The sequence below is a fragment of the Qipengyuania qiaonensis genome, assembly GCF_019711515.1.
GTDB classification, from domain to species: Bacteria; Pseudomonadota; Alphaproteobacteria; order Sphingomonadales; family Sphingomonadaceae; genus Qipengyuania; species Qipengyuania qiaonensis.
Window position 1 is genome coordinate 165,904 of the sequence record NZ_JAIGNO010000003.1, and the last position, 20,356, is coordinate 186,259.

The 20,356-nt window shown below is 64.2% G+C and carries 24 protein-coding genes; 14 read left to right on the top strand and 10 right to left on the bottom strand.

The window, feature by feature from the left end:
• Positions 1 to 34 precede the first annotated feature (34 nt).
• From K3174_RS06465 to K3174_RS06480, 4 genes are read left to right on the top strand one after another with little or no spacing between them, the layout of a single operon-like run.
• The gene (locus K3174_RS06465) at positions 35 to 1,138 is read left to right on the top strand and encodes a phosphatase domain-containing protein (RefSeq protein WP_221557007.1); all 1,104 of its coding nucleotides are present in this window, start codon (positions 35 to 37) and stop codon (positions 1,136 to 1,138) included.
• A gap of 8 nt (positions 1,139 to 1,146) precedes the next feature.
• Positions 1,147 to 2,049: an alpha/beta hydrolase gene (locus tag K3174_RS06470; RefSeq protein WP_221557009.1), complete on the top strand. Its 903-nt coding sequence runs from the start codon at positions 1,147 to 1,149 to the stop codon at positions 2,047 to 2,049.
• 11 nt (positions 2,050 to 2,060) lie between these two features.
• Positions 2,061 to 3,440 (top strand): M48 family metalloprotease, encoded by a 1,380-nt coding sequence (locus K3174_RS06475; protein ID WP_221557019.1) that lies wholly within the window; start codon positions 2,061 to 2,063, stop codon positions 3,438 to 3,440.
• 18 nt (positions 3,441 to 3,458) lie between these two features.
• Positions 3,459 to 4,145 carry a DsbA family protein gene (locus K3174_RS06480; protein ID WP_221557021.1) on the top strand — a complete coding sequence of 229 codons (687 nt, stop codon included), beginning with the start codon at positions 3,459 to 3,461 and terminating at the stop codon, positions 4,143 to 4,145.
• A gap of 4 nt (positions 4,146 to 4,149) precedes the next feature.
• Here K3174_RS06480 and K3174_RS06485 read toward each other — a convergent pair whose 3' ends face one another.
• Positions 4,150 to 4,761, bottom strand: coding sequence for an HD domain-containing protein (locus K3174_RS06485; protein ID WP_221557022.1), 612 nt, complete (start codon positions 4,759 to 4,761; stop codon positions 4,150 to 4,152).
• An 82-nt stretch (positions 4,762 to 4,843) separates the two neighbouring features.
• On the opposite strand from K3174_RS06485, the gene K3174_RS06490 reads away from it, so the two are divergent.
• The 4 genes from K3174_RS06490 (at position 4,844) to K3174_RS06505 (ending at position 8,561) form a co-directional block, all read left to right on the top strand.
• A complete protein-coding gene (locus K3174_RS06490) occupies positions 4,844 to 6,079 on the top strand; it encodes a sensor histidine kinase (protein WP_221557024.1) in 1,236 nt (411 codons plus the stop codon).
• Positions 6,076 to 6,873, top strand: coding sequence for a LytR/AlgR family response regulator transcription factor (locus tag K3174_RS06495; RefSeq protein ID WP_221557026.1), 798 nt, complete (start codon positions 6,076 to 6,078; stop codon positions 6,871 to 6,873). The genes K3174_RS06490 and K3174_RS06495 overlap by 4 nt, the downstream gene beginning before the upstream one ends.
• 96 nt (positions 6,874 to 6,969) lie before the next feature.
• Entirely contained in the window at positions 6,970 to 7,839 is an 870-nt protein-coding gene (gene nadC, locus K3174_RS06500) for a carboxylating nicotinate-nucleotide diphosphorylase (protein WP_221557029.1), read from the top strand.
• 47 nt (positions 7,840 to 7,886) lie between these two features.
• Complete coding sequence (locus K3174_RS06505; protein WP_221557038.1) at positions 7,887 to 8,561, top strand: ribonuclease T2 family protein; 675 nt, start codon at positions 7,887 to 7,889, stop codon at positions 8,559 to 8,561.
• Between the two features lie 64 nt (positions 8,562 to 8,625).
• On the opposite strand, the gene K3174_RS06510 is transcribed toward K3174_RS06505, so the two are convergent.
• Together K3174_RS06510 and K3174_RS06515 are read right to left on the bottom strand one after the other, a co-directional pair.
• The gene (locus tag K3174_RS06510) at positions 8,626 to 9,729 is read right to left on the bottom strand and encodes an FAD-dependent monooxygenase (RefSeq protein WP_221557041.1); all 1,104 of its coding nucleotides are present in this window, start codon (positions 9,727 to 9,729) and stop codon (positions 8,626 to 8,628) included.
• A 122-nt stretch (positions 9,730 to 9,851) separates the two neighbouring features.
• Positions 9,852 to 10,307: a nucleoside deaminase gene (locus K3174_RS06515; RefSeq protein WP_221557627.1), complete on the bottom strand. Its 456-nt coding sequence runs from the start codon at positions 10,305 to 10,307 to the stop codon at positions 9,852 to 9,854.
• A 158-nt stretch (positions 10,308 to 10,465) separates the two neighbouring features.
• Between K3174_RS06515 and rpmB the strand changes: the two genes are divergently transcribed.
• The gene (gene rpmB, locus K3174_RS06520; RefSeq protein WP_221557043.1) at positions 10,466 to 10,756 is read left to right on the top strand and encodes a 50S ribosomal protein L28; all 291 of its coding nucleotides are present in this window, start codon (positions 10,466 to 10,468) and stop codon (positions 10,754 to 10,756) included.
• 58 nt (positions 10,757 to 10,814) lie between these two features.
• On the opposite strand, the gene K3174_RS06525 is transcribed toward rpmB, so the two are convergent.
• Genes K3174_RS06525 through xseA form a run of 4 tightly spaced genes read right to left on the bottom strand, consistent with a single transcriptional unit; the run spans position 10,815 to position 14,415 of the window.
• Complete coding sequence (locus K3174_RS06525; RefSeq protein WP_221557045.1) at positions 10,815 to 11,795, bottom strand: esterase-like activity of phytase family protein; 981 nt, start codon at positions 11,793 to 11,795, stop codon at positions 10,815 to 10,817.
• Positions 11,796 to 11,836: 41 nt separating this feature from the next.
• Complete coding sequence (locus tag K3174_RS06530) at positions 11,837 to 12,697, bottom strand: M23 family metallopeptidase (protein ID WP_221557047.1); 861 nt, start codon at positions 12,695 to 12,697, stop codon at positions 11,837 to 11,839.
• Positions 12,698 to 12,729: 32 nt separating this feature from the next.
• Positions 12,730 to 12,939 (bottom strand): DUF2093 domain-containing protein, encoded by a 210-nt coding sequence (locus K3174_RS06535; RefSeq protein WP_221557049.1) that lies wholly within the window; start codon positions 12,937 to 12,939, stop codon positions 12,730 to 12,732.
• A gap of 24 nt (positions 12,940 to 12,963) precedes the next feature.
• Entirely contained in the window at positions 12,964 to 14,415 is a 1,452-nt protein-coding gene (gene xseA, locus K3174_RS06540) for an exodeoxyribonuclease VII large subunit (protein WP_221557051.1), read from the bottom strand.
• Between xseA and purD the strand changes: the two genes are divergently transcribed.
• Together purD and K3174_RS06550 are read left to right on the top strand one after the other, a co-directional pair.
• On the top strand, positions 14,414 to 15,688 hold the full coding sequence (purD, locus tag K3174_RS06545) for a phosphoribosylamine--glycine ligase (protein WP_221557053.1): 1,275 nt from the start codon (positions 14,414 to 14,416) through the stop codon (positions 15,686 to 15,688). The genes xseA and purD overlap by 2 nt on opposite strands.
• 119 nt (positions 15,689 to 15,807) lie before the next feature.
• Entirely contained in the window at positions 15,808 to 16,092 is a 285-nt protein-coding gene (locus K3174_RS06550; protein WP_221557055.1) for a GIY-YIG nuclease family protein, read from the top strand.
• A 104-nt stretch (positions 16,093 to 16,196) separates the two neighbouring features.
• Here the strand turns inward: K3174_RS06550 and K3174_RS06555 are convergent, their stop codons facing one another.
• Positions 16,197 to 16,778, bottom strand: a complete 582-nt coding sequence (locus tag K3174_RS06555) for a hypothetical protein (RefSeq protein ID WP_221557058.1) — start codon at positions 16,776 to 16,778, stop codon at positions 16,197 to 16,199.
• 164 nt (positions 16,779 to 16,942) lie between these two features.
• On the bottom strand, positions 16,943 to 17,938 hold the full coding sequence (locus K3174_RS06560) for an adenosine kinase (protein WP_221557060.1): 996 nt from the start codon (positions 17,936 to 17,938) through the stop codon (positions 16,943 to 16,945).
• A 109-nt stretch (positions 17,939 to 18,047) separates the two neighbouring features.
• On the opposite strand from K3174_RS06560, the gene K3174_RS06565 reads away from it, so the two are divergent.
• The 3 genes from K3174_RS06565 to K3174_RS06575 all read left to right on the top strand — a co-directional run bounded on the left by K3174_RS06565 (position 18,048) and on the right by K3174_RS06575 (position 20,138).
• Positions 18,048 to 18,740, top strand: coding sequence for an EI24 domain-containing protein (locus K3174_RS06565; protein ID WP_221557062.1), 693 nt, complete (start codon positions 18,048 to 18,050; stop codon positions 18,738 to 18,740).
• Positions 18,733 to 19,146 (top strand): hypothetical protein, encoded by a 414-nt coding sequence (locus K3174_RS06570; RefSeq protein WP_221557064.1) that lies wholly within the window; start codon positions 18,733 to 18,735, stop codon positions 19,144 to 19,146. Before K3174_RS06565 ends, K3174_RS06570 begins: the two co-directional genes overlap by 8 nt.
• A gap of 62 nt (positions 19,147 to 19,208) precedes the next feature.
• Positions 19,209 to 20,138 carry a hypothetical protein gene (locus tag K3174_RS06575; RefSeq protein WP_221557066.1) on the top strand — a complete coding sequence of 310 codons (930 nt, stop codon included), beginning with the start codon at positions 19,209 to 19,211 and terminating at the stop codon, positions 20,136 to 20,138.
• 1 nt (position 20,139) lies between these two features.
• Here K3174_RS06575 and K3174_RS06580 read toward each other — a convergent pair whose 3' ends face one another.
• Positions 20,140 to 20,349: a hypothetical protein gene (locus K3174_RS06580; protein ID WP_221557068.1), complete on the bottom strand. Its 210-nt coding sequence runs from the start codon at positions 20,347 to 20,349 to the stop codon at positions 20,140 to 20,142.
• Between the last annotated feature and the right edge of the window lie 7 nt (positions 20,350 to 20,356).

Consider the following 20,356-nt stretch of genomic DNA (forward strand, 5'->3'; position numbering starts at 1 on the left):
CGGCCCTGCGCCGGATTGGCTAGCTCGGACCGCGATGCCGTTCTTGCCCTCCGCGCCTGTCCGTATTCAACCCTATTTCGGCTATCGGAACCGCGATCGGCTGCGCATCACCGCACGCGCGTTGCGATCGCGCGTCGGCAAGTTCGAGAAGCGCGGCAAATGGCGCGCAGCAAAAACCATGCTGACCCAATTCGCCAGCCATGAAGTGCCCGAACTGTCGGTCGAGCTCGAAATCGCACGCCCCGGGCAAAAAAGTCACCGTCATCAAGGCCTGACCGACGAGGAAGGCTTTGTGCATTTCGATATCCGCCTCGATCCTCGTTGGGACTATGGCGATCAGTCTGCCTGGGAGACGGTCGTATTCCACTGGAAGGCGGGCGAAGAGGAGCGATGCGTCGATGCCCATGTGCTCGCTCCGGGCCGCGATACGAGCCTTGCAGTGATCTCGGACATCGACGACACCATCGTCGAAACCGGGATCACCGGCGATTTCCGCGCGGTGTTGCGCAACTGGCGGCGCGTGCTGGTAGAAATGCCCGAGGAACGTATCCTCGTTCCCGGTGCCGACGTGTTCTACAATGCCCTTGGCGGCAGCGAAGTGCTGGCGGATAGCAGGGGGCAGGTGGGAAACACGCAGTCGGCAACGCACCGCCCTTTTTTCTATGTCTCGTCGAGCCCATGGAACCTGTTCAGCTATCTGGTGACCTATATTCGCGGACGCGGACTTCCATTGGGGCCGATTTTCCTGCGCGATTGGGGTCTGAACCGCAGAACGTTCGGCTCGTCGAGCCATGGTGCACACAAAAGCGCGGCGATCGGCGGCATTATCGAGACCTACCCCGAGATGAAATTCGCGCTCATCGGCGATGACAGCCAGGGCGACCTGACCGCCTTTGCCGATATCGCACTCACGCATCCCGGCCGCATCCGCGCCGTCTTCATCCGCAAGGTGGGCGATGCGATGAGTGCAGAAGAGCTAACCGCAAAGGCGAAACTTGAAGGCGCGAAAGTGCCATTGTGGCTCGGAGACAGCTACCGGACCTGTCGCCAGTTCCTCGCCTCGACCGGAATGCTGGCCGATGACGAAGTCCGGGCAATCGTCGATACGGTCGAAGCGACCGCCCCTGAAACTGTGTGAGGCAAGCAATGCGAATCGCGCTCGGTTTGACCGTCGCTCTGCTGCTGGCGGGTGGCGCGTTGGCGTTGGCAATTCGCATGAACGGCGCCGCAGTTCTCGACGGCATCGACCGGTTGACCGGCGGCACGCGCGGCGTGTCGCTGGTTTCGGAGACCCGATACGGCAGCCATGCATCGCAGAAGCTGCGGATCTACGCTGCTGCGAAGGCAACGCAGCAGCTGCCGGTCCTCCTCTTCGTTCATGGCGGGAGCTGGAGCTGGGGCGATCCGGACGATTACGCGTTCATCGCCCGCGCCTTCGCACCGGAGGGCTTCATCGTAGCTCTGGCAGGGTACCGGCTGGGCGAAGACGGGCGCTATCCCGCGATGCTGGAAGACACCGCAGCGGCTTTTGCCGAAACAGCGCGTCTCGCCCCACAGTTCGGAGGCGACCCGACGCGCATCGTGCTCGCCGGACATTCGGCGGGGGCGTATAACGTCGTCCAGATAGCGCTGGACAGGAAGTGGCTGACCGCCGCCGGTGGGGCACCGCGCGGCGTGATCGGCTTGGCCGGCCCTTACGACTTCTATCCCTTCGACAAGGAATCCAGCAGGGACGCCTTCGGGTCTGTCGGAGCCGGACCGGACAGCCAGCCGGTCAATCACGCACGCAGCGATGCGCCGTCCATGCTGCTGATCCACGGCGAGCGCGACACGCTGGTCAAGCCGCGCAATTCCCGCGCCCTTGCCAAGGCGCTGGAGGATGTGGGCGCGCCGGTCGAGCTTCGTATCTACGACGAATTCGATCACAACGCCCCGCTGATCTCGCTGGCGAGCCCTTGGCGCGGATCGCGCGATATCGACGAGGTCGCAATCGATTTTGCTCGCCGCGTGACCGAGGTTTCAGTTTCGGTTCAGGCCGAGATCCCATAGGGTCGCCGCCGATGCGCCTGATCGCCCGCCTGCTCGCCATCCTCGCGGCCGCCATGCTTGCGGCGCAGCCGGTCGCTGCGCAATCGATCCTGCGTGACGCCGAGACGGAAGCTTTCCTGAACGAGATTTCCGCCCCGCTGATCGAGGCCGCAGGGTTACAGCCCGACAATGTGGACATCGTCCTGATAAACGACCCTTCGATCAACGCTTTCGTGGCGGGCGGACAGGCGGTCTACATCCATTCCGGCCTGATCGATGCAGCGGACACGGCAGAGGAGGTCCAGGGCGTCATCGCTCACGAACTTGGCCATATCACCGGCGGGCATGTTATTCGCTACAGCGAGGGCATGGCGTCGGCCACGAAAGTCACCGTGCTGTCGCTGCTGGCCGGGCTTGGCGCTGCGCTGGCGGGCGCGGGCGATGCAGCGATGGGGATCATGATGGCCGGGCAGCAGGCCGCGCTCAGCAACTTCCTTGCCTTCAGCCGGACGCAGGAATCGTCCGCAGACGCTGCCGGGGCAGAGTATCTTTCCAAGGCGGGCATATCCGGGCGGGGGTCACTCGCCTTTTTCGGCAAGCTGCTCAACCAGGAATATCGCTATGGCTACAGCCAGAGCGACGAGGCGGGGTTTTACCGCACGCACCCGCTGTCGGGCGATCGCATCTCGACCCTGCGTGAAGTCTATCAGACGGATCCCGCCTGGGATGCACCGCCCAATGCCCGAAACCAGGCCAATTTCGAACGGGTCAAGGCCAAGCTGGTCGGCTATATCTCGAAACCGTCCGCCACACTGCGTGACTATCCCGAAACCGACCGGACCGTACCTGCGCTCTACGCCCGCGCCTATGCCTATCACCAGAACGCCCGGGTCGATCTGGCGCTCGAGACGGCGGATCAGCTGTTGGCGACCAATCCCGACGATCCATACTTTCTAGAACTCAAGGGGCAGGTGTTGCTGGAATCGGGGCGTCCCGGCGAATCTCTACCGCTGCTCCGCCGGGCGACCGAACTTACCAATGCCGAGCCACTGATCGCCGGTCTTTTCGGGCATGCGCTGATCGCGACCGAGGACAAGAGCAATTACGACGAAGCCGAACGCGTGCTGCGCGCAGCCGTGGGGCGCGACCGGCGCAACCCCTTCGCCTGGTATCAACTCGGCGTGGTGTACGCAGCCAATGGCGATGACGCCCGTGCCCGCCTCGCTACCGCCGAACAGCAGGTGATGAACGGAGAATACGGCCTGGCAATGCGCAGCGCGCGTGCGGCCGAGGACGGGCTGGAGCACGGCACACCCGACTGGATCCGCGCGCAGGATATCGGCATGCAGGCGCGTGCGCTGCTGGAACGGCAGTGCGAAATGGAACGTAAGCGCAATTGTGCGCCCGGTTGACGTATCCCAAGGGGCACGATGAAGAACCACCTGATATCTGGATTTATCGCTCTTGTGTTCGGCTTTGCCGGTGCCGGCCTGTGGTCGCTATCGGGCCTCGGCAACGGGCATACGCGCGATTATCTGCTCGCCAACCCGCAGATCCTGCCGGAAATGGCCGAGGCCTATCAGCGCAACGAAGCGCAGGGCCGGCTCGCGCAGGTGTCCGACGAGGTAAAGGCAGCCTTCCCCGGCGCGGTGCTGGGCAATCCGCAAGGCTCGAAAGTGCTCGTCAAGTTCACCGATTATGGCTGCACTTACTGCCGCCAATCGATCGCAGGGATCGACCAGCTCATAGCCGCCGATCCCGAGCTCAAGGTCGTGATCCGGGAATGGCCCATCTTCGATGGCAGCGAACACGCGGCGCGCATGGCGCTGGCGGCTGCGAAACAGGGCAAATTCACCGCCTTCTATCACGCCATGTTCGAACAGGGCCCGCCCACGGAAGCCGCCATTGCCCGCGCCGGACAGATTGCGGGGCTCGACATGACCGCCGCCGAAAATTTCGCCGAATCGGAAGAGGCTTCGGCCGAGATCGCCAAGAACATGGCCTTCGCCCGTTCGTTGCAGTTCACTGGCACGCCCAGCTGGGTCGCTGGCGGCGAGGTCATCGAAGGGCTGGTGCCGACCGAACGGCTGGCAGAGGCGCTGAAAGGGGCGGGCTAGACGCTTACCCCTCCTCCATCGCCTTGGCATACATCGAGGCGAGCGGGCGTTCCATCACGCGGCGCACCATCGGTTCGAAGAATTCGAGCGGCTCGCTCTCGTAATCGGGATCGAAGGCGGCCTGGTCGTATTTCTCGCAGAAGATGCGGCAGGCCTCGAAATGCGGGTGGCCGGCAAACTTGTCGCGCGCGTTCTGATCCATGCCGAGAAAGTGGAAGTAATAATATCCCTGGAAGGCCCCGTGATTCTGGCAGATCCAGTGGATTTCCTCCGTGACGAAGGGCTTGATGATGGAGGCGGCGACCTCCGGATGGTTGTAGCTGCCCAACGTGTCGCCGATATCGTGCAGCAGGGCCATGACGACATATTGCTCGTCGCGCCCATCGCGATGCGCACGGGTTGCCGTCTGCAGCGAATGTTCGAGCCGGTCGACAGGGAAGCCGCCGAAATCGCCATCGAGCAGCTTCAGGTGATCGAGCACGCGATCAGGCAGGCCCTTGGCGAATTCGCGATACTCCCCGCCGATGATCGCCCAATCCTGGGCGGTGCCCTCCTTCATTTCGCGAAATTTGGCGCGTTCCGCCGCCGAATCTCCGATATTTTCCTGGATGCCCATCGCGTCTCTCTCTCGTCTTACCTGTTCCGCGCAGTGTAGCGGCTGGTGCAATTCGTCGCAATTGCGCTAGAGGGACGTCGAAATGGCAGTCTTGCCCATTCGTCCCACGCCGTTCTTCGCCAACAAGAACCAGGCGTTCTGGAACCTGCAGCTGGCCGGCTGGGGCGGGGCGACGATGCTGCGCGCAATGTCCGCGCTGGCCAACGGCTTTCCGCTCGACCGGCTGGTCATCAACCTGATCTCGACGATTACCGGCTTTTCGATCAGCCTGATCCTGGCAGTGATCTACAGCCAGCTCATCAAGCAGCGCCCGATCATTACGTGGGGCGCGACTGCGCTGGTGCTCGGCGTTGCCACAGGGGTCTATGCCTTCATCGACAGCTGGGTCCTCGAAGTGGCGGGCGCGGCCTCGTCGGGCAGCAATTTCGCCAATCTCTTCGTCGGCATCTACTTCATCGATCTCGTTCTGCTCGGAGCATGGTCGGCGCTGTATTACGCGATCAATTTCTTCCTGCAGGTGGAAGAACAGGCCGATCGGCTCGAACGGCTGGAGGCACAGGCAACCAGCGCTCAGCTGGCCATGCTACGCTACCAGCTCAATCCGCATTTCCTGTTCAACACGCTCAATTCGATCAGTACGCTGGTGCTGCTGAAACAGAGCGAAACCGCCAACGCCATGCTCACCCGCCTGTCCAGCTTCCTGCGGCACACGCTGGTCACGCAGCCCGGCGGCAAAGTCACCGTGGCGCAGGAAGTCGAAACGCTGAAACTCTATCTCGGTATCGAGCAGATGCGCTTCGAAGAACGGCTGCGGACCACGTTCCGCATCGAGCCCGACGCTGCCGGGGCACAACTGCCCGCCATGCTGCTCCAGCCGCTGGTCGAAAATGCGATCAAATACGGTGTCAGCCCGCAGGAAGAAGGCGCCGAGATCGCCATCGTGGCGCAGATCGTGGGTCCACGGCTGCGCGTTACTGTATCGGACACTGGACCGGGTATGACGATGAACAGTATCGAAGACGGCCTGCCCGCCGTCCGCCCCACCCATGCCCGGCGCGACTCGACGGGCGTGGGCCTCGCCAATATTCGTGATCGCCTCGCACAGGCCTATAGCGAAGAACATCGTTTCGAAATCCGCTCGCCCGAAAGTGGCGGCTTTTCGGTTCTCATCGAGCTTCCCTATGAGGGCGAAGAAACCGAAGCGTTAAGCGAAGGGCAAGTCGCCCCCGCGCAGCAGGCCGTCATTCCGCAGAAACCGTCGGCTCCCCCAGCCGTTATACACTCGCAACTACCCCCGAAAGCACCCCAGACGACATGACCATCCGCACTATCCTCGTCGACGACGAGAAGCTCGCCATCCAGGGCCTCCAGCTCCGCCTGGAACCGTTCGAGGATGTCGAAATCATCGACACATGCCAGAACGGCCGCGAAGCGATTCGCGCAATCAAGACCCAGAAGCCCGATCTCGTCTTTCTCGATATCCAAATGCCCGGCTTCGACGGCTTCTCTGTCGTTCAGGGCGTGATGGAAATCGACCCGCCGCTGTTCGTCTTCGTTACCGCGTTCCAGGAACACGCGATCCGCGCCTTCGAAGCCAATGCGGTCAACTATTTGATGAAGCCGGTCGATGAAGACAAGCTGGCCGACACGGTCGAGCGCGTTCGCCAGCGTCTGGCGGAAAAAAAGTCGACCGAGGAAGCCGAAAAGCTCAAGAACGTCCTGTCCGAAGTCGCACCGGAGGCGGCCGAGAACCTGGCCGGCGAGGATACCGAAGCGGCCAGCCGGTTCGAAAAGCTCATCAACGTCAAGGATCGCGGCCAGATCTTCCGCGTCGAAGTGGAAACGATCGAGCATATCGAAGCCGCCGGCGACTATATGTGCATCTACACCGGCGACAATTCGCTGATCCTGCGCGAGACGATGAAGGACCTCGAACGCCGCCTCGATCCGCGCAAGTTCCAGCGCGTGCACCGCTCGACCATCGTCAATCTCGATCAGGTCCGCCAGGTGAAACCGCATACCAATGGCGAGTGCTTCCTGGTGCTCGACAGCGGGGCGGAGGTGAAGGTCTCGCGGTCCTACAGGGATGTCGTCGCGCGCTTCGTGCATTGACGCTTCTCACAGTCATTGCGAGGAGCGAGGCGACGAAGTGATCCATGGCGCCATGGATTGCCCACACGACCTATTGTCGCTCGCAATGACTGAGAGATGGCCTTGAGCAAATTCCAGCTTCCCGGCTTCGACCTTGCCGCATTTGTCCGTGACACCTTGGCCGAGGATCTTGGCGAAGGATTCTCCGACGGCGGACGCGATGTCACCAGCGAGAGCGTGATCCCGGCAGGGGCGCGCTTCTCGGGCGTCATGGATACGCGCGATGCGATCCATGTGGCAGGCCTGCCGATCGCCGAGGCATTCTTCCGCACGCTCGATCCCGACATGCGGATCGACATCCTCGTTCAGGAGGGCGCGTCCGTTCCGGCGGGCACCAACCTGATGCGGCTGGAAGGCTATGCCCGCGCCATGCTGACCGCCGAACGCAGCGCGCTCAATGCCGTCCAGCACCTTTCGGGCATCGCGACGATGGTCGCCGAATACATCCGAGCGATGGACAATCCCGACTGCACCCTGCTCGATACGCGCAAGACCATTCCCGGCCTTCGCCACCTCGAAAAATATGCGGTGCGCATGGGCGGCGGGTCGAACCATCGTATGGGGCTGTGGGACGCGGCGATGATCAAGGACAACCATGTGCTCGTGGCCGGATCGGTCGGCGAGGCGGTGCGCCGCGCGATCGCGGCGGGTGTCGGGGACATCATCTGCGAAGTCGACAGGGTCGACCAGATCGAACCCGCGCTGGCGGCCGGCGCCACTCGCCTGCTGCTCGACAATATGGAGCCGCCGATGCTGCGCGAGGCCGTAGCTCTGGTCGCGGGCCGGGTGCCGACCGAAGCCAGCGGCGGGATAAATCTGGACACGATCAGGGCCAAAGCAGCAACCGGCGTGGACTACGTCTCGGTCGGCCGCCTGACCCAGAGCGCGCCCGCCGCCGATATCGGTCTCGACTTTACACCGCTGTGATCTGCAATATGCGATGCCGCGAACGGCTATTGGCCTTCGGCCTTGCAATGACCGCACTTCCCGCCGCGCCACTGGCCGCCCAGCACTACCAGTGCAGCCTGCCGCGCAGCGTGCAGATGCCGCGGATAACGCCCGAAGCCTCGCCGCGGCCGCTGCCGGTCACCGGCTACACAATGGCGTTGAGCTGGAGCCCCGAGTTCTGCAAGCCCCGCAAGGGACAGGCCCGCCATGCACGCCAATGCAGCGGTCGTGAAGGGATGTTCGGCCTCGTCGTCCACGGGCTCTGGCCGGAAAGCGGGCGCAGCTGGCCGCAATGGTGCGCAAGTCAGCGCCAGCCGCAGCCGCGCGAGATCGCCGCGAATATGTGCATCTCGCCCTCCGCATCGCTGATCGCGCGCCAATGGGCCAAGCACGGCACCTGCATGGCGAAGCGCCCCGCGACATATTTCAAAGTCACCCGCATATTGTGGGAGGGCCTGCGCATTCCCGATTTCGACCGTATCAGCCGCGAGGACGGGGTGACCGCGAGCACCATCCGCACCCGCTTCGTCGACGCAAACCCCGGCTGGCCCCGCGAGGCGATCGGCGTGAAACTCAACGCGCGCGGTTGGCTGGAAGAGCTGCGGCTCTGCTACGATAAACGTTTCATGCCCAAAGCGTGCGACAGAGCGCGGTTCGGTGCGCGAAATGGGGCGCAGGCGAAGATCTGGCGAGGGCTATAGGGCTTAGCTCTAAGGCTGCCATTGGGTAGGGAACAGGCTGGCGGCTTACGAGAAAAGAAACGGATCAGCGGACACTCGCTAGATAGTCGGGCATTGTCTGCATTCCTTGCATTCGCCGCTCCGTGATTGAGGCTGGTATAACCCTCAACGCCGCTCTGAAGATTGTCTGAATGGTTCTCGGACCATGCGCGCCAAACCTTGCTTGCGTCGATTCCCGGACAAACATCCTCGCTCGCTTTAGCCGCATCCGTTCATACTCAGCGGTCACCTTTTCTAAGGGAACAGTTGAAACGATTGCTTGTAAAGCTGCCGCATCTTCAAGTCCTTGGCATGCGCCTTGACCAAGGTTGGGCTCCATCGCGTGCGCAGCGTCGCCTACCTGCAAGATGCCACTCTCATTAAGTGCCTTCGGCGGCGGTTTCGCATAAATTGCGAATGGGATGAGGGCATCTTCTGTCGTAGCAGCAATTGCCTGTTCGACTGGTTCAGGCCAACCTTCGGCTGCTGCTTGGCACATTGCAAGGCTAGGCATTGAAGCTTCGGCACTCTGGCTGCGCATGTAAAACCAATAACGCCGATTCTCCTGCAATTCGAAGACGCCAAATCGTTCATCCCTACCCCAATATTCAGCAGCCAGACCGTGAAGTCTGGCTTTGCCAACTTTGTCTGAAAGCGCCAACACCCCGCCATAACCGGCATAGCTTGGTGGTGATCCTGCACTGCTTAAGGCGCGGATGCCTCCCGCATCGACGACCAGATCACAGGTCAGCGTTGCCCCGTCAGCCAGTGTGATCCGATCATTGGAAATGTGCTCGACCTTGCAACCGAGAAGAACGCGTTCGATGCTAAGGGCTGCCAAAAGTGCATCCTGCAAGGAAGCGCGGGTGCTCATCATTGCTTGATCTGGAATTTCTCTGCGAAGGATTGTCTGTCCGCCTCGCGTGGCCAACTGCATTGCCGTAATCGGAGCGGCGACTGCGCTGACTGCGCTCAAGACCCCGATGCTCGACATCGCCGCACAAGCGTTTGGCCAAAGGCTGAGCGCAGCGCCTAAGGGTTCGAAGCGGGCCGCGCGCTCCAAGACCTCCACATCCCAGCCAGCATTCGCGAATGCGATACCGGATGCTAGACCAGCAATTCCGCCACCGACTATGATTGCTTTGGGCATTCGCGACCTCCAATTATCTCAGTAAGACAGATGGGAAACTGTGTCAGCCACTTGGGCGGAAATCGGGTAGAATTTGGTTGTAATTGAGCGACCGCAACTAGGGTCGTCTCCAGACCGGCTACTCACCGCCGCTCCCTGAAGAACTCGCGCAACAGCGCTCCCGCACGCGCCTCGCCGATCCCTGCATAGACCTCGGGCCGGTGCAGGCATTGCTCCTGTTCGAAGACCCGCGCGCCATGTTCCACCGCACCGCCCTTGGGGTCGCTCGCAGCGTAGTAGAGCTTCGCGATCCGCGCGTGGACGATGGCCCCGGCGCACATGGCGCAGGGCTCCAGCGTCACCCACAGCTCGCAATCCGTGAGGCGTTCGTCGCCAAGCGCCTCCGCCGCGCGGCGAATCGCGAGGATCTCCGCATGGGCGGTGGGATCGTGTGTCCGGCGGGGGGCATTATGCGCCTCGGCCACCACCTCGCCGTGGCGTGTCACAACGGCGCCTACCGGCACCTCGCCCGCGGCGGCGGCCTCTTCGGCCAGCGCGAGGGCACGGCCCATGGGTTGCGGTAACGTCCAGCCGGTCATATTGCGCACGCGCTAGCCCCGGGCGTCGCATGGCGCAACGTGCTTGACGATTCGCCCCCTCGCCGCTATGCGCGCCGCTTTCCGGGATTAATGAGCCCCGCAGCCGCGCCCATGCGGCCAAGGGAACTCGCCCGCCCATTCGAACGAAGAGACGTATCATGTCGCGCATTTGCGAACTCACCGGCAAGGGCCGCCAGGTCGGTCACAATGTGAGCCACGCCAACAACAAGACCAAGCGGGTCTTCCTGCCGAACCTGCAGAACGTCACGCTGATGAGCGAGAAGCTCGATCGTAGCTTCAAGTTCCGCGTGTCGACCCACGGCCTGCGTTCGGTCGAGCACAATGGCGGCCTCGACAACTGGCTGCTCAAGACCAGCGACGAAAAGCTGTCGACCAATGCGCTGAAGGTGAAGCGCGAGCTGAAGAAGGCAAACGCCGCTTCCGCCTGAAGGCATGCCGGCGCCTGGGCGCCGCAGCAACAGCGGAAACTCGAAGGGCGCGCGAGGTCTACTCGCGCGCCTTTTCGCGTGTCTGCCAGAGCAGCTTGAGGAGCAGTGTGCGCTGATATTGCATGAAGTTGTCGTCCGACATCAGCCACAGGTAGGTTTTCCCGGCATCGCGCGTGACCGCCATGCCCTCGTAATTGTCGGCGGGGAAATCTTCGCCAAGCTCTGCGACAAGATGCAGATCGACCGTCGCGCCCGGCGCTATGTCCGCAATGTCCATCACCGCGATCGCGGTGGAGAAGCGGGGCGGCAGGTCGAATTCGAACCCGCGCAGCAGAACCGCAATCCGGTGATCATCCAGTTGCGTCATGTCGACCGGGCGATAGTCTTCCGGCACATTCACGAAGAGCAATTCGGGCGGTCGGCTTTCGAATGGATCGCCGGCAAACAGCAACGCCTGATGGTGCACCGTGTCGTCGTTGAAGGAGCCCTCCTCTATAACGAGAAAGTTGCCGTCGGGCAGGCGTATCAGCGCTTCGGCGCCGCTGTTACTGCCCCAGTCGGCCATGGCGCGGGGGCGCACCTTTCCTCTTGGAACGTAGTCCGGATCGAAACGGCGGATGGCCTGATCCCATTCGTATCCACCCCAAATCCACCCGGTTTCGGGATCGCGCGTCAGTGATTCGAGGTCGACCGCATTTTTGTCGGGATCGTCGTCTCCGCCGAACCGCGTGAGCCGCGGGAGCGTGCCCCGCCTGTCGGGTCGCGTGAAGACGAGCTTGGCGCCCGCATCGCTCCCCGCCACAAACTGGTCATCGGGCAAGGACAGAAGCGCCGAGAAGCCGCCGAAGAGCGGGCCGCTCCCGGTAATCTCCCACGCATGTTCGAGAACGAGCGGCCCGGCCTGCGCCTTGCCGACCTCCACCGTCGCTATCGCCTCGACAAAGCTCGGTTCCTCCAGCGGGATTTCGGTCCGCAACCAGGTTCCCGGCGCGATCGCCAGGGCCAGCAGGCAGGCCAGAAGGAGGTGGTTGTAGCGCATGGATCCTGAGTTCTCTTGAGTATCGAGGCGATGCCGGCCCCTCAGCGCATCGGTCCGGTAAACAGCAGCGGATCGAGCCGCGCATTGCGCCATTTGAGGCTCCAGTGCAGATGCGGGCCGGTCGCGCGGCCGGATGCGCCGACATCGCCGATGTGCTGGCCTTGGCGCACGCGTTCGCCTTCGCGCACATAGAGGCGCGACGAATGCAGGAAAGCGCTGTTGAGGCCCTGACCGTGGTCGATGATCAGCAATTTGCCTTCCAGACTGAAATCGTCCGCTACCAGCACCACCACTCCGTCGGCCGGCGCCACGTAGGGCGCGCCATTCCCCGGCGCGATGTCGAGGCCCGAATGATAGCTGCCCGGTTCGCCGCGATATACGCGCTGCGATCCGAAGCGGCCCGAAATCCGTCCCTTCACCGGCCAGGCGAAGTCCTGTTTCCAGCCCTCGCTACCGGTTTCCTTCAGCCGGGCGGTCCAGATTGCGTCGAGTTCGGGCTGACGGCGGCGCATGAAGGCTTCCGAAGCCCCGCCCGGACTACGGGCGACATCGACATGCTCGATATCCCAGCCACGCGGCGCGATGGCGAGCGGGCTTTCGATCGTCCGCCCGTCGGCCAGCCGCGCGGCAAGCGTCATTGTTCCGGGCGAATCGCGGTCGAACGCGGCGAAGAACCGCCCCTCATCGTCGAACGCGAGCCGTTCCTCGCCAAGTCTGGCCTCGACCGTGCCGGGAGGTACGGTGCCCCGCATCCAGCCACCCTGTTCGAGTTCCCCGTCGAACGTAAAAACCGCCGATCGCGACGGGCTCGGCCGTGCCGCCGGCGCGGTACGCACCGGTTGCACCACCTCTGCCGGCGGCGGGGAAGTCGGCGCTTCGGCGGCGGGGACGCAGGCAGTCATGAGAAGGGGAAGCAGCGCGACCCTTGCCAGCCTCACGGCGCCAGCCGTTCCGTTGCGATCTGGGCGCTGGCATAGGCCTCCTGATGCTCGACCGACCAGTAGCGCAATTCGTCGAGCGGGATCGGCACCCCGCTCACGGCGCAGAACACATGGCTGCCGGCGCGCAGAACCCGAAAGCCGGAGGGGCCGTATTGCAGCTTGGCCTCGCCACTCGACGGGCCGGAATTCTTATTCATCAGCATGGAAACATTTCTAGCAGGTCAGTCTCAACCGAACAAATCATCCTGCTTCGATGGAGTTCCGGATTTGGGCGGTTTTCGGCGCGGAGCGGGTGACGAAGCACCGGTCGCAACGCCAAGATCGCCATCGCGGAACTTGAGCGTGAGTGCGGCCTCCTTCGCCGCCTGGGCCTTGTCGGTAATGGTCCGCCCGTCCGGGCCGGTTACACGCACATAGCCGCGTGACAATGGGCGGTCGGGATGCAGCTGTTCGGCCAGCCGGGCGAGCGCGGCCAACCGCTCGCGCCGGTCGGCAAGCGGGCGCTCGACCAGCGCGGGCACCAGCTTCTGTCCCGTCAGTGCACGCCGCGCCTCGCGCAGGTTTCGCTCCAGTACGGCAGGCGACAGGCGCAGATTCGACAGTTTCTCGCGCCCTTGCGACGCGCGATCCTGCAGGCCGCGCCGCAGCCGTTCGGCCAGATCGTCGAGCGCCTGCGCGTGCGGTTCGAGCAGCGCCTCGCGCCTGGGCAGCCGGTCGGTGCGGGCCTGCAAGCGTTCCCGGCCCAGTTGGACCGGGCGCAGTATTGCGCGCTTCTTGCGCGCCTCGAAATCGGCCAGTGTCGCCGCCAGCTCCGCGCGTACCGGTACCGCCATTTCGGCCGAGGCGGTCGGTGTTGGCGCGCGGCGATCGGCGGCGTAATCGGCCAGCGTGGTGTCGGTTTCGTGCCCGACCGCGCTGATCGTGGGAATCGGGCAGTCTGCGATGGCGCGAACGACAACCTCTTCGTTGAAACTCCACAGGTCCTCGATCGACCCGCCGCCGCGCGCGACGATGACGAGGTCGGGGCGGTCGGGATGATCCTCGGGCAGTGCCGAAAACCCGCGCACCGCGCCCGCCACCTGCTCCGCCGCGCCCTGCCCCTGCACCAGTACCGGCCACACGATCACCCGGCTCGGGAAGCGGTCCGCCAGCCGGTGCAGGATGTCGCGGATCACCGCACCGGTGGGCGAGGTGACCACGCCGATGGTGCGCGGCAGGAACGGCAGCGGCTTCTTGCGTGCCGGATCGAACAGCCCTTCCGCCTCGAGCCTCGCCTTGGTTTTCTCCAGTAGCGCGAGCAGCGCGCCTTCGCCCGCCAGTTCCATCCGCTCGATCACGATCTGGTATTTCGAGCGCCCCGGATAGGTGGTGATCTTGCCGCTGGCGACCACCTCCAGCCCGTCTTCGGGGCGGAATGGCAGGCGCTCGGCATTGCCGCGCCACATCACCCCGTCGAGCACCGCTTTCTCGTCCTTGAGCGCGCAATACATGTGCCCGGAGGCCGCGCGTTTCACGCCCGACAATTCGCCGCGCAGCCGCACGAAGCCGAAGCGATCCTCCACGGTCCGCTTCAGCGCCTGCGATATTTCGCTCACCGTCAGCGGCTCGGCGTTGTCGCCCGCGCGACCCTTCGCTACCAAGCCTGCATCTTCGGAATCTGACGGGAAATCGCTGGCCATGAATATCCTTTTGCTTGGTGCGGGCGGGCGCGAACATGCTCTGGCATGGAAACTGGCGCAATCGCCGCTATGCGACAAGCTGTGGGCGGCGCCGGGCAATCCCGGTATAGCGCAGGGTGCAACCTGCGTAGCGCTGGATGTAACCGATCACCGGGCCGTGGTCGATTTCGTGTCGGAAAATGCGATCGACCTCGTAGTGATCGGGCCCGAAGCGCCGCTGGTCGACGGCCTGGCCGATTCGCTGCGCGACGCCGGCATCGATACCTTCGGTCCATCCCAAAAGGCCGCCCAGCTCGAAGGGAGCAAGAGCTTCACCAAGGAACTGTGCCGGCGCGCCGATATCCCCACCGCGCGTTACGAACGCTGCACGTCGCTGGAAGCGGCCTGGGGCGCGCTCAAGAAGTTCGATGCGCCCTTCGTGCTCAAGGCCGACGGGCTGGCCGCGGGCAAGGGCGTGGTCATCGCCGAAACGCGCGAGGACGCGCAGCACGCGCTGAACGAGATGTTCGACGGCAGGTTCGGGAGCGCGGGGAGCGAAGTGGTGATCGAACAGTTCCTGACCGGCGAGGAAGCCAGCTTCTTCGCGCTGACCGACGGCACCGCCATCGTCCCCATCGGCACCGCGCAGGATCACAAGCGCGTGGGCGAAGGCGATACCGGCCCCAATACCGGCGGCATGGGCGCCTATTCCCCCGCCCCGGTGCTGAGCGCGGCGCTGCAGGCCCAGGTCATGCGCGAGATCGTGGAGCCGACCGTGCGCACCATGGCGGCCGAGGGCATGCCCTATTCGGGCGTGCTCTATGCCGGGCTGATGCTGACGAAGGACGGCCCGCAACTGATCGAATACAATGCGCGCTTCGGCGATCCCGAATGCCAGGTGCTGATGATGCGGCTGGAAAGCGACCTCGTCGAACTGATGCAGGCCTGTGCGCAAGGGCGGCTGGGCGAGATCGCCGCGCCGGTGCTGTCCGACGATTTCGCCCTGACCGTGGTGATGGCGGCGGAAGGCTATCCCGACACGCCGAAGAAGGGCGGCAAGATCGATCTGGGCGATGCGGAGGCGAACGGCGCGAAAGTCTTCCACGCGGGCACGAAACTGGAGGGCGAGACGCTGACCAGCAGCGGCGGCCGCGTGCTCAACGTCACCGCCCGCGGCGGCAGCGCGACCGAGGCGCAAGCCAAAGCCTACGCTGCGGTGGACGCGATCGACTTTGCGGACGGGTTTTGCCGCCGCGATATCGGGCAAAGGGAAGTGCGGCGCGAGCGGGGGTGAATTTTCCGCAATTGGCCGGATCTGCGGGCGCTGCTCCCGGTCTGCTCCGCCGCCCCCGGTACCCAGCTCCGCTCAGCCTGAGCTTGTCGAAGGCCATCCACCGAGGTTAGCGGCAGGAAATGGCCTTCTTCACCTATCTCCTGCGCTGCAATGACGGCAGCTATTACGCGGGGCACACCGAAGACCTGGACGACCGGATGGCGCAGCACCACTCCGGTGCGCTGGGCGGTTACACGGCAAAGCGGCGCCCCGTATCGCTCGAATGGTCTCAGGACTTTCCCACTCGCGACGAGGCTTTCGACGCCGAGCGGCAGATCAAGGGATGGAGCCGGGCGAAGAAACAGGCGCTCATCGCCGGAGATTGGGAGAGAATCTCGGCGCTGTCGCGTAACCGGCAGGGGTGATGGCGCTCGGAGCAGGCGGTAGTGCGTGGCCTTCGACAAGCTCAGGCTGAGCGGGGGTGGCAAAGGTGATAGCGGCGTCGGCCCATCAGACCGTTCGCGCCATGCTACACCCCGAGTGAATACTTCAGCCACAAAGCGCGTGCGCCGATCACCGCAATCATGGCACTGCCAGCCGCCCAGAAGTAATCTTCTATGGCTGTGAACTGCGCGCTCCAGAGCAGGTACCCACAAACGGTAGTCGAGATAAAGAATATCGATCCAAGCAGCGCCCAGCTGGTGCTGGCAAAGTGTTTGGCACGAACCTCGCGATTTGTCAGGGGCGGTCCTATTGAAAGACGCGTTCCAAGAGTTCTCGCTGGCGCGGTAGTATTGCGCACGCTGAGCACAGCGATTGCGAGGATTGTTGCCATTGAAATGACGAATATACCCGGTCCCTCGTCCAGAAACTCGGGCGTGATCCAGAATGCCAGAGCGATCGCAACAATGGTCAGCGCAATGGTAAGCCAGAACATCGATCGCGTCGCGCGGCGATACTGAAGTCGGAAATCTTCCTTCTCCTGGGGCGTCACCGGTATCGGCGCCCCTCGCCCATGTTTTCGATAAAGGCAGCGGTCGCCATCTTCTTCAAATTGCGCGAGAAAGAAGCCTTCGAGGCGGTCGATCTGCGAGGTGAGGAACATCACCAAAGAACTAGCAGAATTTTCTGGTGCCGCACCTCAAATAACACATACTCTTGAAGGCGACATCTTAACTGAGACACAGCGCGACTTCGCAAGAAAAAGCCGGGCCCCGGCTCGGGGCGGGGGTGGCGACTGAGCCGGGGGCCGTTATCGGTCCCCATCGCGATGGTTCACCCCAACTTCTCGGCCATCAGCGCTTTCAGATCGGCCTCGCTCCGTGCGCCGTAGTGGGAGATGATTTCGGCGGCGCAGATCGCGCCCATGCGCAGGCAGGTTTCGAGGCTTTCGCCCCGCGCGTGGCCCGTCAGGAAGCCGGCGGCGAAGAGGTCGCCTGCGCCGGTCGTGTCGACCACCTTCTCGACCGGCTCGGCGGCGACTTCGGCGCGCTGGCCGCCGGCGATGCCGACCGCACCCCTGGCGCTGCGGGTGGCGACGAGGACCGGGACCTTGCCGTCCAGCGCAGCGAGGCTCGCTTCGAAATCGCTCTCGCCCGTCAGCGTCGCCAGTTCGGTTTCGTTGACGAAGAGGATGTCGATCTGCCCTTCCTCGATCAGCGCGCGGAAATCGTCGCCGTGGCGTTCGATCACGAAGCTTTCCGAGGCGGTGAAGGCGACCTTGCGCCCGGCCTTGCGCGCCACCCCGATCGCCCGGCGCATCGCGCTGCGCGGCTCTTCCGGGTCCCACAGATAGCCTTCGAGATAGAGGATGCCCGCGCTGGCGATCAGCTCGTCGTCGAGCGCGGCGGGCGGCAGGAACTGGCTGGCGCCGAGGAAGGTGTTCATCGTCCGCTCGCCATCGGGCGTCACGAAGATCAGGCAGCGCGCGGTCGCAGGCTGGCCTTCGCGCGAGGGCGTATCGAAATCGATGCCGACCGCGCGGATATCGTGCGTGAACACATCGCCCAACTGATCCTGCGCCACCTGGCCGACGAACGCGCATTGCGCGCCCAGCGCGCTCATGCCCGCCAGCGTATTGGCCGCCGAACCGCCCGAGATTTCGCGTGCCGGACCCATCGCTTCGTAGAGCCGCCGCGCACCGTCTTCGTCGACCAGCGTCATGCCGCCCTTGTTCAGGTCGAGCTCGTCGATCAGCTCGTCCGTGCAGGGGGCCATCACGTCGACGATGGCATTGCCGATGGCGACGACGTCGTAGCGGGGTTCGGTCATGGATACTCCGGGTAGGGTTTTCGGTATGTCGGGCGCCGTTAGCCGTTCGTCGCCGCAAGGCCAAGGGCGGCGTTGACTTGGGCGCAGTGCGCGCGCATCCCCCGGCTGCATGATTTCGCTGCCTGCCGCATTTGCCCTGTCGCTGCGCCAGCTCGGCGATCCGGCCATCATCGCGGTGCTGCTCAAGACCGCGCTGACGACGCTGGCGATTTTCGTGGTGCTCGGCGGCGTGCTGCTGGCCGGGCTGTACAACTACCTCATATCCGCAGGCGTCGCATTCAGCGCGGAAATCAGCGGCTTCGTCGCCGCCCTCGTCACGGTGTTCGCCGGCTGGTTCCTGTTCCGCGTGGTCGCGCTGTTCGTGCTGCAGTTCTTTGCCGAGGACGTGGTGCGTGCGGTGGAGACGAAGCATTATCCGCACGCCGCGCATACCGTCCGCGATATTCCCTTGGCCGAGGAGGTCGGCAATGCGCTGCGTTCGCTCCTGCGCACCGTGCTGGCCAATGCCGCGGCGCTGCCGATCGCAGGGCTGCTGCTGGTCACCGGGATTGGCGCGGCGGCGGTGTTCTGGGCGGTCAACGCCTTCCTTGTCGGCCGCGAATTGCGCGACATGGTCTGGCTGAGACACCGCAGCGACAGGGCCGAGATCGCCCCCATGGGCGGCCTGAACCGCGTCCTGCTCGGCGGGGCGGTGGTGGCCCTGCTCGCAATCCCTTTCGTCAATCTGATCGCCCCGATAATAGGCGCTGCCGCCGCGACCCACATGGTCCACCGCGCCCGAGAGAAAGTACCCCATGCGTAAACTTGCCCTGTTCCTGCTGCCGCTGCTCGGCGCCTGCGCGGCCGTGCCTTCCCCGTCCGGCCCCGCGCCGTCGCGGCCTTCCGCCGCGCCTCCGCCGCAGCAGGTGCGCCCCGCTCCGACCACGCAGGCCTTCCGCGCGCCGCGCATCATGAACATGCCGGGCCTGGAGAGCGTGATCGGCCGGAACGAGACGGCGCTCGCCAATCTGTTCGGTGCGCCCCGGCTCAATGTGAAGGAGGGCGATGCCAGGAAGCTGCAATTCGTGGGCGAGGCCTGCGTGCTCGACATCTATCTCTACCCGCTCGAACCGCGCGGCGAGCCCAGCGCCACCTATGTCGATGCGCGGCGGGCGAGCGACGGTGTCGATGTCGACCGTGCCGCCTGCGTCCGGGCGCTGCGGCGCTAACCCCGTCTTAAGCAAACCGCGATAGGTTCTCCGGACCTGAATTTTACGAGGGTTCGGACCTGATGAGCGTACATTTCGGCGAGTTGGCCAAGAAAGTCGGCGCGGACGGCGCGATATCGGGCGAGGACGTGCTCGCCCTCCGGCGCGAGGCATGGCCCGACGGGCGTATTTCGCAGACCGAGGCGGAGGCGATCTTCGCCCTCAATCGCGCGCTCACATCGCAGAGCGCCGAATGGGTCGACTTCTTCGTCGAGGCGCTGGGCGAATATGTCGTCAACCAGCGTGCGCCGACCGGCTATGTCGACAGCGAGAATGCCGCCTGGCTGATGGCGCAGATCGATGCCGATGGGGTGCTGGGTTCGATGGCCGAACTCGAACTGCTGATCCGCGTGTTCGAGCGTGCGCAGAACGTGCCCGGGGCGCTCAAGGATTGCGCGATCTCGCAGATCGAACTGGCCGTGCTCGAAGGCACCGGCCCGACGCGCGACGGCGGCGCGCTGGAAGCGGGCAACGTCAATGCGACCGAGGCCAGGCTGCTGCGCCGCGCGATCTTCGCGCCCGCCAGCGAGCGCCCGGCCGCGGTGGGCCGCAAGGAAGCCGACATGCTCTTCCGCCTCAAGGATGCGACGCTGGACGCCGACAATGCGCCGGAGTGGAAGCAGCTCTTCGTGCAGGGCGTCGCCAATTATCTGCAGGGCTATAGCAGCGAGAACGCCCAGATCAGCCGCGAACGGGCGAGCGAATTGCAGGCCTTCATGAACGACACTGCGTCGGGCGTGGGCGGGTTCCTCGGCAAGATGGCGGTTTCCGCCCCGAACGCGTTCGGGATCGTCTTCGGCCGCAAGGATGCAGGCCCGGCCCGCGAAGAGCACGTCGCAGCCGCGCATGAATTGACCGCCAGCGAGAACGAATGGCTCAACGCCAAATTCGCGGTGAACGGCCGGATCGACGCCTACGAGAAAGCGCTGCTCGATTTCCTCGCGGGGAAGTGAGTTAGTCGAATTCGAGCGGGGCTTCGGCTCCGCCGAGCTTGGGCAATGGACCCTGCGGCGGAATGGCAGGTACCGCAATTCCTGCTTCGGGAGGTTTCCTGCGGGGCTTCCTGGGCTCGCGTCCGAGCCGTCGCATCATCGCCTCCCGGTCTTGGCGGCGGTTGGCCGCGGCGCGGCGCGCCTTCCTCAGCAGCCGTTCGTAGAAGCTCATCCGTGCA

What these genes read in the sequence shown, in the direction of transcription:
- K3174_RS06465 (WP_221557007.1), top strand. Translation starts at nt 35, where the DNA reads ATGCCGTTCTTGCCCTCCGCGCCTGTCCGTATTCAACCCTATTTCGGC.
- K3174_RS06470 (WP_221557009.1), top strand. Translation starts at nt 1,147, where the DNA reads ATGCGAATCGCGCTCGGTTTGACCGTCGCTCTGCTGCTGGCGGGTGGC.
- K3174_RS06475 (WP_221557019.1), top strand. Translation starts at nt 2,061, where the DNA reads ATGCGCCTGATCGCCCGCCTGCTCGCCATCCTCGCGGCCGCCATGCTT.
- K3174_RS06480 (WP_221557021.1), top strand. Translation starts at nt 3,459, where the DNA reads ATGAAGAACCACCTGATATCTGGATTTATCGCTCTTGTGTTCGGCTTT.
- K3174_RS06485 (WP_221557022.1), bottom strand. Translation starts at nt 4,761, where the DNA reads ATGGGCATCCAGGAAAATATCGGAGATTCGGCGGCGGAACGCGCCAAA.
- K3174_RS06490 (WP_221557024.1), top strand. Translation starts at nt 4,844, where the DNA reads ATGGCAGTCTTGCCCATTCGTCCCACGCCGTTCTTCGCCAACAAGAAC.
- K3174_RS06495 (WP_221557026.1), top strand. Translation starts at nt 6,076, where the DNA reads ATGACCATCCGCACTATCCTCGTCGACGACGAGAAGCTCGCCATCCAG.
- nadC (WP_221557029.1), top strand. Translation starts at nt 6,970, where the DNA reads ATGGCCTTGAGCAAATTCCAGCTTCCCGGCTTCGACCTTGCCGCATTT.
- K3174_RS06505 (WP_221557038.1), top strand. Translation starts at nt 7,887, where the DNA reads ATGACCGCACTTCCCGCCGCGCCACTGGCCGCCCAGCACTACCAGTGC.
- K3174_RS06510 (WP_221557041.1), bottom strand. Translation starts at nt 9,729, where the DNA reads ATGCCCAAAGCAATCATAGTCGGTGGCGGAATTGCTGGTCTAGCATCC.
- K3174_RS06515 (WP_221557627.1), bottom strand. Translation starts at nt 10,307, where the DNA reads ATGACCGGCTGGACGTTACCGCAACCCATGGGCCGTGCCCTCGCGCTG.
- rpmB (WP_221557043.1), top strand. Translation starts at nt 10,466, where the DNA reads ATGTCGCGCATTTGCGAACTCACCGGCAAGGGCCGCCAGGTCGGTCAC.
- K3174_RS06525 (WP_221557045.1), bottom strand. Translation starts at nt 11,795, where the DNA reads ATGCGCTACAACCACCTCCTTCTGGCCTGCCTGCTGGCCCTGGCGATC.
- K3174_RS06530 (WP_221557047.1), bottom strand. Translation starts at nt 12,697, where the DNA reads ATGACTGCCTGCGTCCCCGCCGCCGAAGCGCCGACTTCCCCGCCGCCG.
- K3174_RS06535 (WP_221557049.1), bottom strand. Translation starts at nt 12,939, where the DNA reads ATGCTGATGAATAAGAATTCCGGCCCGTCGAGTGGCGAGGCCAAGCTG.
- purD (WP_221557053.1), top strand. Translation starts at nt 14,414, where the DNA reads ATGAATATCCTTTTGCTTGGTGCGGGCGGGCGCGAACATGCTCTGGCA.
- xseA (WP_221557051.1), bottom strand. Translation starts at nt 14,415, where the DNA reads ATGGCCAGCGATTTCCCGTCAGATTCCGAAGATGCAGGCTTGGTAGCG.
- K3174_RS06550 (WP_221557055.1), top strand. Translation starts at nt 15,808, where the DNA reads ATGGCCTTCTTCACCTATCTCCTGCGCTGCAATGACGGCAGCTATTAC.
- K3174_RS06560 (WP_221557060.1), bottom strand. Translation starts at nt 17,938, where the DNA reads ATGACCGAACCCCGCTACGACGTCGTCGCCATCGGCAATGCCATCGTC.
- K3174_RS06565 (WP_221557062.1), top strand. Translation starts at nt 18,048, where the DNA reads ATGATTTCGCTGCCTGCCGCATTTGCCCTGTCGCTGCGCCAGCTCGGC.
- K3174_RS06570 (WP_221557064.1), top strand. Translation starts at nt 18,733, where the DNA reads ATGCGTAAACTTGCCCTGTTCCTGCTGCCGCTGCTCGGCGCCTGCGCG.
- K3174_RS06575 (WP_221557066.1), top strand. Translation starts at nt 19,209, where the DNA reads ATGAGCGTACATTTCGGCGAGTTGGCCAAGAAAGTCGGCGCGGACGGC.
- K3174_RS06580 (WP_221557068.1), bottom strand. Translation starts at nt 20,349, where the DNA reads ATGAGCTTCTACGAACGGCTGCTGAGGAAGGCGCGCCGCGCCGCGGCC.